This is a genomic window from Mycobacterium sp. 1274761.0 (genome assembly GCF_001668615.1).
Taxonomy (GTDB): Bacteria; Actinomycetota; Actinomycetes; order Mycobacteriales; family Mycobacteriaceae; genus Mycobacterium.
This window is the reverse complement of the sequence record NZ_LZMC01000017.1, coordinates 1-16925: the sequence shown is the minus strand read 5'-3', so window position 1 is coordinate 16925 and position 16925 is coordinate 1. Positions and strand designations below refer to the sequence as shown.

General features: G+C 66.8%; 19 protein-coding genes. 3 read left to right on the top strand and 16 right to left on the bottom strand.

Features of this window, described 5'->3' with window-relative positions; genetic code table 11:
- Window positions 1-38 precede the first annotated feature (38 nt).
- Window positions 39-368, top strand: a complete 330-nt coding sequence (gene mhuD / locus A5651_RS01995) for a mycobilin-forming heme oxygenase MhuD (RefSeq protein WP_066975029.1) — start codon at window positions 39-41, stop codon at window positions 366-368.
- The gene (locus tag A5651_RS01990; RefSeq protein ID WP_231988498.1) at window positions 343-1716 is read left to right on the top strand and encodes a serine hydrolase; all 1374 of its coding nucleotides are present in this window, start codon (window positions 343-345) and stop codon (window positions 1714-1716) included. The genes mhuD and A5651_RS01990 overlap by 26 nt, the downstream gene beginning before the upstream one ends.
- Before the next feature lies 1 nt (window position 1717).
- Here A5651_RS01990 and A5651_RS01985 read toward each other — a convergent pair whose 3' ends face one another.
- From A5651_RS01985 to lysS, 6 genes are all read right to left on the bottom strand, one after another.
- Window positions 1718-2269, bottom strand: a complete 552-nt coding sequence (locus tag A5651_RS01985) for a histidine phosphatase family protein (protein ID WP_066975026.1) — start codon at window positions 2267-2269, stop codon at window positions 1718-1720.
- Window positions 2266-2997: a CbtA family protein gene (locus A5651_RS01980; protein WP_066975024.1), complete on the bottom strand. Its 732-nt coding sequence runs from the start codon at window positions 2995-2997 to the stop codon at window positions 2266-2268. The genes A5651_RS01985 and A5651_RS01980 overlap by 4 nt, the downstream gene beginning before the upstream one ends.
- 12 nt (window positions 2998-3009) lie before the next feature.
- Entirely contained in the window at window positions 3010-3225 is a 216-nt protein-coding gene (locus tag A5651_RS01975; RefSeq protein ID WP_066975022.1) for a CbtB domain-containing protein, read from the bottom strand.
- 209 nt (window positions 3226-3434) lie between these two features.
- Window positions 3435-5975, bottom strand: a complete 2541-nt coding sequence (gene clpC1, locus A5651_RS01970; RefSeq protein WP_066975020.1) for an ATP-dependent protease ATP-binding subunit ClpC — start codon at window positions 5973-5975, stop codon at window positions 3435-3437.
- A 271-nt stretch (window positions 5976-6246) separates the two neighbouring features.
- On the bottom strand, window positions 6247-6588 hold the full coding sequence (lsr2, locus tag A5651_RS01965; protein WP_066975092.1) for a histone-like nucleoid-structuring protein Lsr2: 342 nt from the start codon (window positions 6586-6588) through the stop codon (window positions 6247-6249).
- Between the two features lie 112 nt (window positions 6589-6700).
- Window positions 6701-8218 (bottom strand): lysine--tRNA ligase, encoded by a 1518-nt coding sequence (gene lysS / locus A5651_RS01960; protein ID WP_066975018.1) that lies wholly within the window; start codon window positions 8216-8218, stop codon window positions 6701-6703.
- Between the two features lie 23 nt (window positions 8219-8241).
- Between lysS and A5651_RS01955 the strand changes: the two genes are divergently transcribed.
- Window positions 8242-9483, top strand: a complete 1242-nt coding sequence (locus tag A5651_RS01955) for an alanine racemase (RefSeq protein ID WP_066975016.1) — start codon at window positions 8242-8244, stop codon at window positions 9481-9483.
- 39 nt (window positions 9484-9522) lie between these two features.
- On the opposite strand, the gene A5651_RS01950 is transcribed toward A5651_RS01955, so the two are convergent.
- The 10 genes from A5651_RS01950 to folE form a co-directional block, all read right to left on the bottom strand.
- The gene (locus A5651_RS01950; protein WP_066975014.1) at window positions 9523-10338 is read right to left on the bottom strand and encodes a type III pantothenate kinase; all 816 of its coding nucleotides are present in this window, start codon (window positions 10336-10338) and stop codon (window positions 9523-9525) included.
- A 2-nt stretch (window positions 10339-10340) separates the two neighbouring features.
- Window positions 10341-10748: an aspartate 1-decarboxylase gene (panD, locus tag A5651_RS01945; protein ID WP_066975012.1), complete on the bottom strand. Its 408-nt coding sequence runs from the start codon at window positions 10746-10748 to the stop codon at window positions 10341-10343.
- On the bottom strand, window positions 10748-11683 hold the full coding sequence (gene panC, locus A5651_RS01940) for a pantoate--beta-alanine ligase (protein WP_066975010.1): 936 nt from the start codon (window positions 11681-11683) through the stop codon (window positions 10748-10750). The genes panD and panC overlap by 1 nt, the downstream gene beginning before the upstream one ends.
- A gap of 2 nt (window positions 11684-11685) precedes the next feature.
- Window positions 11686-12585, bottom strand: coding sequence for a Rossmann-like and DUF2520 domain-containing protein (locus tag A5651_RS01935; protein WP_369803901.1), 900 nt, complete (start codon window positions 12583-12585; stop codon window positions 11686-11688).
- Between the two features lie 112 nt (window positions 12586-12697).
- On the bottom strand, window positions 12698-13972 hold the full coding sequence (locus A5651_RS01930) for a DUF6779 domain-containing protein (RefSeq protein WP_231988497.1): 1275 nt from the start codon (window positions 13970-13972) through the stop codon (window positions 12698-12700).
- A gap of 76 nt (window positions 13973-14048) precedes the next feature.
- A complete protein-coding gene (locus A5651_RS01925; protein ID WP_066975006.1) occupies window positions 14049-14525 on the bottom strand; it encodes a DUF3180 domain-containing protein in 477 nt (158 codons plus the stop codon).
- Window positions 14525-15037, bottom strand: coding sequence for a 2-amino-4-hydroxy-6-hydroxymethyldihydropteridine diphosphokinase (folK, locus tag A5651_RS01920; protein WP_066975004.1), 513 nt, complete (start codon window positions 15035-15037; stop codon window positions 14525-14527). The genes A5651_RS01925 and folK overlap by 1 nt, the downstream gene beginning before the upstream one ends.
- Before the next feature lie 25 nt (window positions 15038-15062).
- Window positions 15063-15437, bottom strand: a complete 375-nt coding sequence (folB, locus tag A5651_RS01915; RefSeq protein WP_066975002.1) for a dihydroneopterin aldolase — start codon at window positions 15435-15437, stop codon at window positions 15063-15065.
- Complete coding sequence (gene folP, locus A5651_RS01910) at window positions 15430-16242, bottom strand: dihydropteroate synthase (RefSeq protein WP_066975000.1); 813 nt, start codon at window positions 16240-16242, stop codon at window positions 15430-15432. The genes folB and folP overlap by 8 nt, the downstream gene beginning before the upstream one ends.
- A 20-nt stretch (window positions 16243-16262) precedes the next feature.
- Window positions 16263-16925: a GTP cyclohydrolase I FolE gene (gene folE / locus A5651_RS01905; protein ID WP_369803900.1), complete on the bottom strand. Its 663-nt coding sequence runs from the start codon at window positions 16923-16925 to the stop codon at window positions 16263-16265.

Here is a 16925-nt window from a genome sequence, read left to right as displayed (position 1 = left end):
CGTCGGACGCCCTGCGCGCAGGCGGTAGCCTTGACCGCATGCCCAGCCAGAACCCTGTGGTGAAGATCAACGCAATCGAGGTCCCGCCGGACGCCGGCCCCGAGCTGGAGAAGCGGTTCGCCCACCGCGCCCACGCCGTCGACAACCAGCCCGGCTTCCTCGGCTTCCAGCTGCTGCGGCCCGTCAAGGGCGAGGATCGCTATTTCGTGGTCACGCAGTGGGAGTCCGAGGAGGCGTTCCAGGCCTGGGCACAGGGCCCGGCCATCGAGGCGCATGCCGGTCAACGGGCCAATCCGGTTGCCACCGGGGCGTCGCTGCTCGAGTTCGAGGTTGTACTGGACGTTGCAGGGACCGACGCCAAGGGCTGACGCGAGCAGGGCGCGCCGCTGCGCGATCGCACTGTCGGTCGTCGTCACGCTGATCACCGCCCTGGCTTGCGGTTGCGCCGATGCCGGGCCGACCGGACCTGCCGGGGCCGCACAGAGCATCCGCATCGACACGAATACTCCGCAGGGTCTGCGCGCGAAGCAGATCTTGGACATGCTGAACTCGGACTGGCCTATCGGGCCCAACGGGATCCGCACGCTGGCCGCGCCGCCGATCATGGACGACGTCGGCGTCACCATGGACAAGATCTGGTGGGACCGCCCGTTCACGCTCACCGATCTGGACGTCGGCGCCAGGCACGCCACCCTTCACGTGCTGACGTCCTACCAGGTGCCCCAGACCATCGAGCTGCGCACCAACGACGCCGGCCTGGTGGACCGGTTCGATGTGAAGCTGGTGCCGCCGGTCATCAAATCGTGGCAGGACATCGATACCGAGATCGCCAAGACCGGTGCGAAGTACTCCTATGCGGTATCGAGTGTGAACAGCGGCCGCTGCTCCCTGGTTGCGGGCACGAACACCGATCTGTCGTTGCCGTTGGCGTCGATCTTCAAACTCTATGTGCTGCTGGCGGTTTCGAACGCCGTCAAGGACGGCTCGGTCAGCTGGGACGATCAGCTCAAGGTCACCAAGGAGGGCAAAGCCGTCGGCGCGGCGGGCCTGGACAAGGTTCCCGACGGCACCACCGTGTCGGTGCGCACGGCCGCCCAGCAGATGATCTCCGCCAGCGACAACATGGCCACCGACCTGTTGATCAACCGGCTCGGTCCCGGTGCCGTCGAGCGGGCGCTGGCGGCCGCCGGACATCACGACCCCACGAGCATGACGCCGTTCCCGACCACGCACGAGCTGTTCTCGATCGGATGGGGCAGACCGAATCTGCGTGAGCAGTGGCAGGAGGCGTCGTCGTCGCAGGAAGGCCGCGCCCGGTTGTTCAAGGAGACCGACACCCGGCCGTATGATCCCGATCCTGAGCGTACCCACACGCCGGCCTCTGACATCGGGGCGGAGTGGTACGGCTCGGCTGCTGACATCTGCCGCGTGCATGCCGCGCTTCAGGCCTCAGCGGTCGGCCCGGCGGCTCCGGTGAAGCAGATTCTGTCGGCGATCCCTGGCATCGACCTGGACCGCGCCAAGTGGCCCTACATCGGCGCCAAGGGCGGAAACCTGCCGGGCGACTTGACTTTCAGCTGGTACGCCGTCGACCGGACCGGGCAACCGTATGTGGTCAGTTTCCAGTTGAACTGGCCGAAGTTCCGCAGTCAGACCGCGGCGGGCTGGCTGTTGTCGATCGTGCATCAGACGTTCGACTTGATACCCGTCGCCTGATTCACTTGCGGCAGCGCACATTCCATGCGTGGCCGCGAAAGTGCATGACGGTCAGGCTGACGGGTGCAACGTCTATCCGCCAGAAGGACTTTACGGGCGCGTCGAGCGCGACCAGGATCGCTGCGCGGACCACCGCGGGGTGCGTGACGGCGACCAGCCGGCCGCGGTGTGCGGTGAGCGTGTCCATCCAGTCGCGCACCCGGTCGACCAGGTCGACGATCGACTCGCCGCCGTGCGGTGCCCTGGCCGGGTCGGTCAGCCAGACGGCGAGGTCGGCAGGCCGGACGCCGCCGAGAACATCGCCGCGCCACCGGCCGCAGTCCAGGTCGGCCAGCCTGTTATCGATATCAGCTTGCAGGCCAAGCAGTTCCGCAGTCTGCCTGGTGCGCTTCTCCGGCCCGCAGAACGCGCTGTCGGTGATGCCGAGCTCCACCGAGGCGTCCACCTGGCGGTGCCCGACCGAGTTCAGCGGTTCGTCGGTGGGAAACCGGCCGGCCGACATCGCGTCGGTCATGGCATGCGATACCAGCGTCAGCCGGACGACTTCACTCACGCGGCGAGGTAACTCTTCTCGCGCTGCCGCTCACCGAGCAGCCCGTGCACCGTCGAGCCGAACACCACCGCGATGATCGTCCACAGGACGGCCTGGGTGCCCAGCGAGTACAGCCGGAACTCGTAGAGCACGTCGGCGGGGAAACCCTGCGGTGTCTCGTCGATGGTCGGCAGCGCCGCCATCACGACCGCGAGGACGGCCACATAAGCCGCCGCCGCGATCAGCGTCGCGCTCCAAGCGCCGAAGCGCTCGAGCAAGCGGCGACCCAGCGAGACCGCCGCGACGAGTAGCACCGCCGATGCCACCACCGCCAGCAGGTACAGCAGGGTGCGCTGCCGGATCGTCTCCTCGAGGCTCACCGCGGGCGGGCTCGCGGGGTATTTCAGGAACGGAACCACGTAGAGCGATAGGAACATTCCGCCCGCGAGCAGCACGGACAGCAGCCGCGGTGACGAATGCCCCACCCGGCCGTAGGCCACGCAGAAGACGACCGCCAACAGCGCGCCCATCGCAACGCCGAACGCAAGTACGCCGAAACCCATGCCGATGTTGGCCTGCACCCCGCGGGTAAAAAGCTCAGCCCCGTGATCGTGGCCGCCCGCCTGTAGTTCCTCGAACGCGATCGCCTGTTCGATCACCGGTTCGACGAAGGTGCGTGCGAAGACGAATGCCGCGACGCTCGCGATTGCGCCGGCCAGCAGGCCGCGCCCGATTATTCGTTTTTCCATGCGACGGCGGAACTAGTGGCAGGGGAAGCCGAGCAGATGACGTGCGTCGTGCATGAACTCGTGCACCGAGGTGTTGCCGCCGAACACCGACGTCGCGCCCTGATCCAGGCCGACGAAGTAGAGCACCAGCAGGGCAAGGAACGCTGTCGCCGACAGCCAGACGACCGCCTTTGCCGCCGAGATGTCGAGGGCGGGCGCTGCGCTCTTGCGTGCCTCTGGAGACGTCATGGGTATTTCCTCTCCGGGATTTCGCGTCCCAGTTAGAAGGTCGACGGCGGCTGCCGGGTCTGACTGTCACAGTGGCGCGACCGTTCTGGATTCTCACCAGATTCCTTCGCCCGCCTGATTACATCGCACATCCTAAACACAAAGTCAGCCTGAGAGCGTCGCGACGTACATATACGCGCGACGGCAGTCTCAGGCTGACGTTGTGTCGCTTATTCGGCGGCTGCTGCGCCCGCGGCACCGGCTTGGGCGAGGTCCGGCTCTGCGACCGCAGCCGGCTTCTTGGTGCCCTTGAAGGTAAACACCGCATCCTCGCCGGAGCCTTCGCCGTCCCAATTGTCGACGTCGACGGTGACGAGCTGGCCGGGACCGACCTCCTCGAAGAGGATCTTCTCCGACAGCTGGTCCTCGATCTCGCGCTGGATGGTGCGCCGCAGCGGGCGCGCGCCCAGCACCGGGTCGAAGCCGCGCTTGGCCAACAGGGCCTTCGCCTTGTCGGTCAGCTCCAAAGCCATGTCCTTGGCCTTCAGCTGCTTTTCCACCCGGCTGATCATCAGGTCGACCATCCGGATGATCTCGTCGCGAGTCAGCTGGTGGAAGACGATGATGTCGTCGATGCGGTTGAGGAACTCAGGCCGGAAGTGCTTCTTGAGCTCGTCGTTGACCTTCTGCTTCATCCGCTCGTAGTTGTTCTCCCCGCCGCCCTGGGTGAAGCCGAGGCCGACAGCCTTGGAGATGTCGGAGGTACCCAGGTTCGAGGTGAAGATCAACACGGTGTTCTTGAAGTCGACCGTGCGGCCCTGGCCGTCGGTCAGACGGCCGTCCTCGAGGACCTGCAGGAGGCTGTTGTAGATCTCCTGGTGGGCCTTCTCGATCTCGTCGAACAGCACGACCGAGAACGGCTTGCGCCGCACCTTCTCGGTGAGCTGGCCACCCTCCTCGTAGCCGACGTAGCCCGGAGGGGCACCGAACAACCGCGAGGCGGTGAAGCGGTCGTGGAACTCACCCATGTCGATCTGGATGAGCGCGTCGTCCTCGCCGAACAGGAAGTTGGCCAGCGCCTTGGACAGCTCGGTCTTACCGACACCGGACGGGCCGGCGAAGATGAACGAGCCGGACGGACGCTTGGGGTCCTTCAGGCCGGCACGGGTGCGGCGGATCGCCTTGGAGACCGCCTTGACGGCGTCCTCCTGGCCGATGATCCGCTTGTGCAGCTCCTCCTCCATGCGCAGCAGCCGAGTGGTCTCTTCCTCGGTCAGCTTGAACACGGGGATGCCGGTCCAGTTGCCCAGCACCTCGGCGATCTGCTCGTCGTCGACCTCGGCCACGACGTCAAGGTCGCCTGAGCGCCACTGCTTCTCACGCTCGGTGCGCTGGGCGACCAGTTGCTTCTCCCGGTCCCGCAGCGCGGCGGCCTTCTCGAAGTCCTGCGCATCGATCGCGGATTCCTTCTCCCGGCGCGCATCGGCGATCTTCTCGTCGAACTCGCGCAGGTCTGGCGGCGCCGTCATCCGGCGGATGCGCATCCGCGCCCCCGCCTCGTCGATCAGGTCGATCGCCTTGTCCGGCAGGAACCGGTCGTTGATGTAGCGGTCAGCCAGTGTCGCGGCCGCGACCATCGCGCTGTCGGTAATCGAGACGCGGTGGTGTGCCTCGTAGCGGTCACGCAGACCCTTGAGGATCTCGATGGTGTGCTCGACGGTCGGCTCACCCACCTGCACCGGCTGGAAGCGACGCTCCAGCGCGGCGTCCTTCTCGATGTACTTGCGGTACTCGTCGAGAGTGGTGGCGCCGATAGTCTGCAGCTCGCCACGGGCCAGCTTCGGCTTCAGGATCGACGCGGCATCGATGGCACCCTCGGCGGCACCGGCACCGACCAGCGTGTGCAGCTCGTCGATGAACAGGATGATGTCGCCGCGGGTGTTGATCTCCTTGAGCACCTTCTTCAGGCGCTCCTCGAAGTCACCGCGGTAGCGGCTGCCCGCGACCAGCGAACCCAGGTCGAGGGTGTAGAGCTGCTTGTCCTTCAGCGTCTCGGGCACCTCGCCGTGGACGATGGCCTGCGCCAGGCCCTCGACGACGGCGGTCTTGCCGACACCGGGCTCGCCGATCAGCACCGGGTTGTTCTTGGTGCGCCTCGAGAGAACCTGCATGACCCGCTCGATTTCCTTCTCGCGGCCGATGACGGGGTCGAGCTTGCCCTCCATCGCGGCGGCGGTCAGGTTGCGGCCGAACTGGTCGAGAACCAGCGACGTCGACGGGTTGCCCGCCTCGCCGCCGCGGCCTCCGGTGCCTGCCTCGGCCGTTTCCTTGCCCTGGTAGCCGCTCAGCAGCTGGATGACCTGCTGACGCACGCGGGTCAGCTCGGCGCCCAGCTTGACCAGAACCTGGGCGGCCACGCCTTCACCCTCGCGGATCAGGCCGAGCAGGATGTGCTCGGTACCGATGTAGTTGTGGCCGAGTTGCAGCGCCTCGCGAAGGCTCAGCTCGAGAACCTTCTTGGCACGCGGGGTGAACGGGATGTGGCCGGACGGGGCCTGCTGGCCTTGGCCGATGATCTCCTCGACCTGGCTGCGCACGCCTTCCAGCGAGATGCCCAGTGACTCCAGCGACTTGGCGGCCACGCCCTCACCCTCGTGAATAAGTCCCAACAGGATGTGCTCGGTGCCGATGTAGTTGTGGTTGAGCATCCGGGCTTCTTCCTGAGCCAGGACGACGACCCTGCGGGCGCGGTCGGTAAATCTCTCAAACATCGGTGGTTACCTGCTCTCCATAAATTGGTCGGTACGTAATGCGGCCGTACACCGCACGGCGTACCTGCCACCCACTCTAATGGGCGGCCGTCCCCGGTGCCCTGCTTGGCGGTATGCCGTATCCCCATGTACCCGGGCTCCGTAGGTCAGCAACGCGCTGGTGGAACAAATCGTTTCCTTCGACCCGGCGCGGATAGTTCGCCACTAGCGAAAGCACGATCCCGGCCCGGCCGGGATCGTGCTTTGGCAACGGCGGATTTCGTTGCCAATTTCAGGTGGCAGCGTGAAAAGCGTCGATGACGTCGGCAGGGATACGGCCGCGCGTAGACACGCTGTGACCGTTGCGCCTTGCCCACTCACGGATCGCTGCGCTCTGCTCCCGGTCGATCGCAGCGCGGCCCCTGCCCGACGCGGCCGAACGCCCGCGCCTGCGGCCGCCGACCCGACGCCCGGCGTCGACCCACTGCTTGAGATCGTTGCGCAGTTTCGCGGCATTCTTCGAAGAAAGATCGATCTCATAGCTCACACCGTCGAGGCCGAATTCGACGGTTTCATCGGCGGAGCCTTCACCGTCAAAATCGTCGACCAGGGTGACGGTCACTTTCTTGGCCATTTCTTCACACACGCCCTTCATGATGAGCACAAGATGCCCAGCTCATTGTTGAACCGAGCACCAATCTGCCACATAAAGACAGGTCATTCAACAGCGTTGAGGATGAGGGCAGTCAGTGGGTCTGTCGACGAACAATCGGAAACAAAACGGTCTCCCGAATTGACAGTCCGGTCAGCGCCATCAACAACCTGTCGATGCCCATTCCAGTGCCAGTTGTCGGTGGCATACCGTACTCAAGAGCGGTGAGGAAATCCTCGTCCAGCACCATTGCCTCGTCGTCTCCTGCCGCGGCGGCGCGGGCTTGAGCAGCGAACCTTTCCCGCTGGATCACCGGATCAATTAGCTCCGAATATCCCGTAGCGAGCTCGATACCGCGCACGTACAGGTCCCACTTCTCCGTGACACCGGGAATGCTGCGGTGAGCACGGGTAAGCGGGGTGGTCTCGACGGGAAAGTCACGAACAAATGTGGGGGCCGAAAGGGAGTTTCCCACGGTGTGTTCCCACAGTTCCTCTACCAGCTTGCCGTGGCCGTATCCGCGGTCTCGGGGAATCTCGACACCTAGCCTGTCGGCGAACTCCCATAACCGCTCTACCGAGGTGTGCGGGGTCACTTCTTCACCGAGTGCTTCCGACAACGACGGATACATTTGTATGGCCGCCCATTCGCCGTCGAGGTCGTAGCTTGTGCCATCAGGCAATGGCACGGCTCGGGTTCCAATCGCCTCATCGGCGACCTCTTGTATAAGTTCTCGTGTCATCACAGCGGAATCGTCGTAGGTGCCGTAGGCCTCGTATGTCTCCAACATTGCAAATTCCGGTGAATGTGTGGAATCCGCGCCTTCGTTTCGGAACACCCGATTCAGTTCGAAAACCTTCTCCAATCCACCGACCAAGCATCGCTTCAAGAACAGTTCCGGCGCGATGCGGAGGTAGAGGTCGGCGTCCAGCGCGTTGGAATGGGTGACGAATGGGCGAGCGGCGGCGCCGCCGGCCAGCGTCTGCAGCATGGGCGTCTCGACCTCGAGAAAACCGCGCCGCTCCAGCGCCGAGCGCACGGCGCGCACGACCGCAACGCGTTGCCGAGCGATCGTTCTGGCCTCGGGGCGGACGATCAGATCGACGTAACGCTGCCGCACGCGCGACTCCTCGCTCATTTCCTTATGAGCCACGGGCAGCGGTCTAAGCGCTTTGGAGATTATTTGCCAGGAGTCGGCAAGCACAGACAATTCGCCGCGACGTGAACTGATCACCTCGCCGTGGACGGAGATGATGTCGCCGAGGTCGACATCCGACTTCCATCGGTCCAGCGATTCCTGTCCGACCTTGGCCAGGCTGATCATCGCCTGCAGCTGGGTGCCGTCACCCTCCTGGAGGGTGGCGAAGCACAGCTTGCCGGAGTTACGCGCGAAGACGACCCGGCCGGCGACCGCCACGACTTCGCCGGTCGCGGTGTCGATGGGAAGATCGGGATAGGCGGCGCGGATCTCTGCCAGCGTGTGGGTGCGCTCGACCTCCACTGGATAGGGCTCGCGACCCTCGGCGAGCAACCGCTCCCGCTTGCCTTGACGGATCCGAAATTGTTCGGGGATGTCTGCCGCGTCGTTATTGGGCTGCTCAGGTGATGTCACGACCTGCCAGCTTAAATGAACAAATGACCCGAGCGATCGACGCAGCGGGCCTCGCCGCCCTGGCAGACGAGCCGCTCGACTGGCGGTTCAAGGGGCTGCCCGCTTCATGGTGGGGGGCCAGCCCCGCACAGATCCGCGCTTCCGCTCCGGTGCTCGACGTCGGCGATGTGGCCGGCCCGGTGTGCGTTCTTCGAGCCGAAGCCTTGTCGCACAACCTCACAACGATGGCGCGGTGGTGCCGCGACCGGGGAGTGGAGCTCGCGCCGCACGGCAAGACGCATATGTCACCGCAGTTGTTGGCGCGGCAATTCTCGTCGGGCGCATGCGCGGTAACCGTCGCGACGATCGGCCAGGCATGGGTGTACCGCGCCTTCGGTGTGCGCGATTTCATAGTCGCCAACGAGCTGGTGGACGCCGCGGCGCTGCGGTGGGTGGCCGCAGAAACGGCCCGTGACCCCGACTTCGCGGTCACATGCTGGGTCGATTCCGTCGACGGGGTGCAGCTGATGGCCCGGCACCTGGCGGCCGCGGGCCGGCCGGTCGACGTCTGTGTGGAGATCGGCCTGGCCGGCGGGCGAACGGGCTGCCGCGACGCGGCCAGCGCCGCCGCGGTGGCTCGCGCCGCCGCGGATTGCCCGGCGCTGCGGCTGGTCGGTGTCGCCGGCTATGAGGCGGCGCTGGGTCACGTCGTCACGGCCGAAGGCCACAGGCGCGTCAGGGCGTACCTGTCGGAGATGCGGTCTGCCGTCGAACGACTGGCCGATGTCTTCGAGACCGAGACAGCCGTCGTCACCGCCGGCGGCAGTACGTATTTCGACACCGTAGCCGACGTGCTCGCGATCGGATCGGTCGGCGGCCGCACCGTGCGCACCATCGTCCGCAGCGGCTGCTACCTGACCCACGACCACGGGCTGTATGCCAGCACGTCGCCGCTGCGCGACGAACTGCGGCCGGCTCTCGAAGTGTGGGCACAGGTGACATCGCGCCCCGAACCGGGTCTGGCACTGCTGACGATGGGCCGGCGCGACGTGTCGTTCGACCAGGACCTGCCGTTGCCGCTCACGCTGACCGACAGCGCGGTGACAAGGCTCAATGATCAGCACGCGTTCCTGCGGGTGGGGCCGGACGACCAACCCGCCGTCGAGGTGGGCGGTTGGCTGCGGTTCGGGATCTCGCATCCTTGCACGACGTTCGACAAGTGGCGGATGATCCCGGTCCTCGATGACACCGACCGTGTCGTCGACCTGATCCGCACGTTCTTCTGACTGCGCCCTGGCGAGCAGGCGCCGTGGCCGTCTAAGCGATCAGCGGGCCTGCTTGAGCCGTCCACGCTGGCTGTCGCGATTGCGTTCGAAGACCAGTCGCAGGCCGTCGAGCGTCAGGTGACGGTCGTAGTCGGCCACGGTGCGCAGATCGGGCAGGAGCATCGGCGCAGTGTGCCCGGTAGCGACCACGGCCACGTCGTCGCCGCCGAACCCGTCGATGTCCTCGCGGATCCGCGACACCAGACCGTCGACCAGGCCTGCGAAACCGAACACGGCGCCGGCCTGCATGCATTCGACGGTGTTCTTGCCGATCACCGATCGGGGCCGGGTCAGCTCGACGCGGCGCAGCGCGGCCGACCGTGCGGCCGCGGCATCGGACGACACCTGGACGCCGGGCGCGATCGCGCCGCCGAGGAACTCCCCCTTGGCAGATACCACGTCGACACAGATGGATGACCCGAAGTCGACGACGATCGCCGCCGTGCCGTATTTGTGAAACGCCGCAAGGCAATTGACGATCCGGTCGGCGCCGACCTCTTTCGGGTTGTCGACCAGCAGCGGTATACCAGTGCGTACCCCGGGTTCGATCAGTACGTGCGGCACCGACGGCCAGTACTGGTCGAGCATCTCGCGCACCTCGTGCAGCACCGACGGTACGGTCGAAAGCCCGGCCGCACCCGTCAGGCGTTCGGAGTCGTCACCGATCAGCCCGTCGATCGTCAGTGCGAGCTCGTCGGACGTCACCTCGGTTTCGGTGCGGATCCGCCAGTGGTGGGCGACCTTTGCATGCTCACCCGATCCCGTGATCAGGCCGACCACGGTGTGTGTGTTGCGAACATCGATTGCGAGCAGCACGATTACCGCGGCGATACCAGATCGGCCGCGTCGGCCGGCACGTGCGCAGGGTCGTGACCGAGGTCAATCGGCTTGTTGTTGGCGTCGACGAACACGATGCGGGGCTTGTACTCCCGCGCCTCGGCGTCGTCCATCATCCCATAGCTGATCAGGATCACCAGGTCACCGGGGTGCACGAGATGTGCTGCAGCGCCGTTGATCCCGATCACGCCGCTGCCGCGCTCGCCGGTGATGGCGTAGGTGACCAGCCGGGCCCCGTTGTCGATGTCGACGATGGTCACCTGTTCGCCTTCCAGTAGGCCAGCGGCGTCCATCAGATCCTCGTCGATCGTCACCGATCCGACGTAGTGCAGGTCCGCCTGCGTCACCGTCGCGCGGTGGATCTTCGACGTAAGCATGGTTCGTAACATTAATTCCTCCAGGGCAATTCGTGTTCGTCGTAGGGAACATGCGGGCCGGGCCCAGACGGCGTCCCGATGTCGATGGCGATGTTGTCGAGCAGTCTGGTGGTGCCGAGACGGGCCGCGACGAGCAATCGGCCGGCGCCCAGCAGCGGGGCAGGTCCGAGCATCGGATCCCGCACCTCGAGGTAGTCGACATCAATAGCCGGCACTTCGTCGAGAACGGCGCGGGCCGCATCGACGGCGCTTGCGGCGCCCTCCCCCGCCGCGTACATGCCGGCCAGCAGCGCGGCCGACAACGCGCCCGCCTGTTCGCGTTCGACGTCGGTGAGATAGCGGTTGCGTGACGACAACGCCAGCCCGTCGGGTTCGCGCACGATGGGCACGCCGACGATCTTCGTGTCGATGTTGAGGTCTGCGACCATCTGCCGGATCAGGGCCAACTGCTGGTAGTCCTTCTCCCCGAAGAATGCGCTATCGGGCCCGACGATCTGCAGGAGCTTGAGGACGACGGTCAGCACACCCGCGAAATGCGTTGGCCGCGAGCTACCTTCGAGTTCCGCGCCCAGCGGGCCAGGATGCACCGACGTGCGTGGACCGTCGGGGTACATGTCGGCCGCTGTGGGGGTGAACGCGATCTCGACACCCTCCGCGCGCAGCAGAGCAAGATCAGCCTCGAGTGTCTTCGGGTACTTGTCGAGGTCTTCGTTCGCGCCGAACTGCAACGGGTTCACGAAGATCGACACCACGACGACCGCGCCCTGAACGCGTTTGGCGGACCGCACCAGGGCGAGGTGCCCGTCGTGCAGCGCGCCCATGGTCGGCACCAGCATCACCCGCCGCCCGGTCTGCCGCAGCGCGCGGGTGACATCGGAGACCTCGCGCGGTGACCGGTAGACGTTCAGCTCCCTGGCGGCGAACTTCGGCGGCTTGCGGACGGTCACCTCTACCCCGCCTCCTCGAGCACGGTGAACACGTCGTCGGGAGCGTGGGCTCGTTGCGCGGTACGCAACGAGTTCGCCCGATATGCCTGCGCCAGTGCGGAATCCACCTCGGCGAGCGCGTCCAGGTGATGGCCGACGGCGGCGGCGTCACCGCGGGCGACGGGGCCCGTCAATGCCGCCTGGCCACGCTGAAGCGCGTTCACCAACGATGCCCGCGCCAGCGGACCGACCACGCGCTCGGCGATGCCACCCGGATCGTCGCCGACGAGCTCCTGGCCCAGCAGCTCTTGACCACTCAGCGCGGCGCGCAGCGCCTCGACAGCGTCGAGCACAACGGTGACAACGTGATTGCTGGCATGGGCGAGCGCCGCGTGGTACAGCGTGCGGGCGTCTTCGCGGACGCGGAACGGTTCACCGCCGATCTCGAGCACCAGCGACTGCGCGATGGCGTAACCGATGTCGTCTGCGGCGGTGATACCGAAACACGTGTCGGGCAGGCGGGCGATGTCCTCGTCGGCCCCGGTGAACGTCATCGCCGGGTGGATGGCCAGCGGCATGCAACCCTTTTCGGTCAATGGGCTCAGCACCGCGACGCCGTTGGCACCGGAGGTGTGCGCAACGATGGTGCCCGGGCGCACGGAGTCGGTGGCCGCCAGACCGGACACCACCGACGCCAATTCGGCGTCGGGAACGGCGAGCAGCAGCAGTTCGGCGCGGCCGGCGACCTCGTCGACGGGCAGCACGGTGGTGTCGGGCAGACGGCGCTCGGCCCGCTGACGCGAGGCCCGCGATATCGCGCTGCACGCCACCACCACATGACCGGCCCGCTCGAGTGCCACGCCTAGCGCGGTCCCGACCCGGCCGGCCGAGACGATGCCGACCGACAGCCGGGCCGGACGCATGGGTCCGTCGTGGGGAGCCCAAAGGGACTGCTCCATTGCAGCGAGCCTCGCAGAAGGTATATTTCGTTCCGGTCCTGCGTCGCGGGTACCGGACGGTCGCATCGAGATTAGCTCAATCTTCGCGGCGCCGGCGCCGACCACCGCCGCGCGAACCGACCTCGAACCTGGCCAGCAGCTCCGCAACCGAGTAGCCGCCGCCCGAATCGGGGTCGTCGGCGCCGCGGTGACGTGGGGCGTTGCTGGTCGAGGCCGCAGCGTCCGGCTCGGGAGCCGGCGGCGCGGCCGGTGGTTCGGGTGTCGGGGGTGTGGCGAAGGTCTCCGGCGTGGACGCGTCCGGATGCCCCGGATCACCGGCATCTGCCGGCGCGTAGTGGCGTCCTCGCGGCGGCGGCGTCTCGGGCTCAGGCGCGCGGCGCCTCCCCACGTACTCGCCGAGGGAGCCGTTCTGTGCTGCAGTGGGCGTCCAGGCCGGTCGGGCAGCTTCCTCCTGAGCGGCGCGCTGAGCGGCCTCGCGCTGCTCGGCGATGGCGCGATCCTGGGCGGCACGCTGCTCGGCCAGGCGTCGCTCTTCGGCGGCGCGCTCTTCGGCGGCCCGTTGTTCTGCGGCGCGCCGTTCGGCCGCGGCCCGCTGCTCGGTGGCCCGGGCTTCGGCTGCTGCGCGCTGCTCGGCGGCGGCCCGCTCCTCGGCCGCGCGATGATCGGCGGCGCGTTGTTCAGCCGTCCATGCCAACCGGTCGTCGGCAGACGGTTCGGTGTCTGATGTCCTGCGATGAGATCCGCCGAACAACGAACTCGACGTCCATTCGTGTTCCGGCGCGTGGGGTTCGGCAGAAACATCGATGATCGGGTTCTCTTCGGTCCGATCGGTGGGGCTGTCGTCGGTATCGAGCCTGCTGCTGGTGACCCGGCCGGGACGCGCCAACCCGTGCTCGGTTTCGATGGCGGGCCGGTCGCTGAGGTCGGTGTCGAAGATGTACTCGAGGTTGGCCCGCAAAGCGGCGAGCTCGGCGCGCAGCGCGGCCACCTCGTCGGCTGCCTGCGCGCGTATCTCGCTGGCGAGCTCGCGGCGCAGTTCCGATTCGACCGTTAACTCGTACTCGCGTCGCGCGGAGATCTCGCGGTCCAGCTGCAGGTCGTAGACGAGCTTGAGGTCTCGGGCCTTGGCCGCGTCGATATCGCTCTGGCGCCGATAGATGACCGACACGAAGGCGGCGACCACCGCTGCCCACAACGCCAGGATGACCGCCAGCTTGAGCAATTCCACCCGGTTGGTGAACACTAGCGCCGAACTCGCCAAGATTGCTAAGACCAGCAACATCGTCAGCAAGACCCAGCCCGGCCGCCGACCGCTGCGCCGCGGCCGGGGCCCACGGGACAGAACGGTCATGGGGCGACTGTACCTGTCACAGGTCACTGCGCGTGTCGTGCATGACGGCGATTCGCAAGCGGCTATTGTCGTCCGGCTACTCCGTGACTCCTTCGCCGTTTTCCGGCGGCTCCTGTGGGGACTTGCAGCAATGTTGAAGCCATAGCGCGGCGATCACCAGGGCTGCCGCGCTCACCGCGGCCACCGCCGCCCCCGTCGTGTCTTCGCCTGCGACACGCAGCGATTCACGTCGCGGCATCAGGTAGATCAACACCCCGGCCCACCATCCGAGCACCAGCGCGCCGACCCACGCCGAGGCCTTCGCGATCGTCACCGACCGGGCCACCACCAGCGGATGAAGCCAACCCGGTCCGTCGCCGATCTGCCCGTCGTTGATCTTCGATCGAACGTAAAAGGCCCAGCCCCCTTCTGCGATCGCCACGGCCAACAGCGATAGGCCGGTCCACACCGTGATCGGGGGGAACCACCGGTAGAGGATCGTCACCAGCAGGTAGCCGAGGACGGCCGCGATGACCGTTGCGGCCGTGAGGTCACGCTTGCGGGTCGGGCCCATCAGGTCATCGCCAGGTCGGTGCGGCGGACGCCGTCGCGCTCGGCCGCATCGAGGTCGGCGAGCAGTTTCACGACGGGTCGGGTTTCGTGGCCCAGTGTCAGCGCCGCGTCCGGGTCGACGTCCAACCACGGGACGAGCACGAAGGCGCGCAGGTGGGCGTAGGGATGCGGCAGCGTCAGGGCCGGTTCGCGCAGCACCACCTCGGTCGGACCGTCATGACAGGTGATGAGGTCCACATCGAGGGTGCGGGGGCCCCAGTGCTGCTCGCGCACTCGGCCGGCGGCGTCTTCGAACTCGTGCGCGCGCCGCAGCCAACCGTGCGCATCAAGGCGCAGGTCATCCGCGGTCACCACCGCGTTGAGGAAGGGCCCCTGCTTGACTCCGCCCCACGCGTCGGTTTCATAGACGGGCGAGACCGCACGCACCGCGGCGCCGAGGCCGTCGACGACCGATCGCAGGTGCGCCAGCCGGTCGCCGAGGTTTGAGCCGATCGACAGCACGACAGAAGTCAATCGGTGCTCCTCACGTCCGCGAAAGTCAACGCTGGGTTCCCCGACGGGACCGCCGGGCCGTCACTGCGACGTCGGCGAACTGCTGCGGGATCGGGGCTTTGGGCTTGTGCACCACGACTTCGACGGCGTGCACCCGTTCGTCGGTCATCACGTCCTCGGCGATCTCGCCGGCGACGGTCTCGATCAGGTTGCGGGGCGGGCCCTCGATGATGGCGGCGGCGCGCTTTGCCAGTGCGCCGTAGTCGACGGTGTCGGCGAGGTCGTCGCTGGCGGCGGCAGCGGCGAGGTCTATCCACACGGTGATGTCGACGACGAAGTCCTGCCCGTCACGCCGCTCATGATCGAACACGCCATGGTTGCCGCGAACGGTCAAGCCGCGCAACTCGATTCGGTCAGTCATCGCGTCCCTGTCTCCCACCCCAGGCCTCGACGACCTTCAGCGCGTCGACCGAGGCGCGTACGTCGTGCACGCGGACTCCCCACGCACCGTGCAGGGCGGCAAGTGCGGAGATCACCGCAGTAGCGGTTTCGCGGCCGTCCGGCGGTCGCGGAAGTCCGTCGGAGCCGGCGAGAAGCGTTCCGAGGAAACGCTTTCGAGACGCTCCAATCAGAACCGGGATCCCGGTGTCGACGAGTTCGGGTAGGGCGCGCAGCAGCGCCCAATTGTGTTCGCCGGTCTTCGCGAAACCGAGCCCTGGATCGATGATGAGGTTGGCCGGATCGACGCCCGCGTTCGTGGCGGCGTCCACCGCGGCGAGCAGCTCGTCGCGCACCTCGGCCACCACATCGTCGTACGGTGGCACCTCATGCGGACGTTCTGCGCTCACCGAACGCCAATGCATCAGCACCCAGGGGACTTTCGCGTCTGCGACCACCCCGGCCATGTTCGCGTCGGCCCGCCCGCCGGACACGTCGTTGACGATCTGCGCGCCGTTCTCGAGCGCGGCCCGCGCGACGCCGGCGTGCATGGTGTCGATGCTCACGGTAAGACCGTGGCCCGCAAGCTCTTTGACAACCGGAAGCACGCGCGCCGACTCGACGGCGGGATCGACGCGGGCGGCGCCGGGGCGGGTCGACTCGCCGCCGACGTCGATGATGGCGGCGCCCTCGGCGGCAAGCGCGAGCCCATGTTCGACGGCCCGGTCGCGGTCGCGGAACAGTCCTCCGTCGGAGAAGGAGTCGTCGGTGACGTTTACGACCCCCATGACCCGCACGTTCGTTGGGCTCACTTCCGCAGGATCAGTTCCAGCGCCTCGGACCGGGATGCCTTGTCGGTCTTGAATTGTCCCCGCACCGCAGAGGTCGTGGTGACTGCTCCGGGTTTACGCACCCCGCGCATCGACATGCACAAATGCTCGCATTCGACGACCACGATCACCCCGCGAGGCTCGAGCTTGCGCATGACCGCGTCGGCGATCTGAGCGGTCAGACGTTCCTGCACCTGCGGCCGCTTGGCGTACAGGTCGACCAGCCGAGCGATCTTCGACAGTCCGGTCACCCGGCCATCCTCACCGGGGATGTAGCCGACATGGGCCACGCCGTGGAATGCCACCAGGTGGTGCTCGCAGGTGGAGTACAACGGGATCTGCTTCACCAGCACCAGTTCGTCGTGCTGTTCGTCGAATGTGGTGTCCAGCACGCTATCCGGGTCGGTGTACAGCCCGGCGAACATCTCCTTGTAAGCGCGAGCGACGCGAGCCGGTGTGGCCTCGAGGCCGTGCCGGTCGGGATCCTCACCGACGGCGATCAACAGCTCACGGATCGCTGCCTCGGCGCGGGGTTGATCGAACAGTCGCTCGGTGGTGGTCGCAGAATGGGCCACGCCGTGGAATGCCACCAGGTGGTGCTCGCAGGTGGAGTACAACGGGATCTGCTTCACCAGCACCAG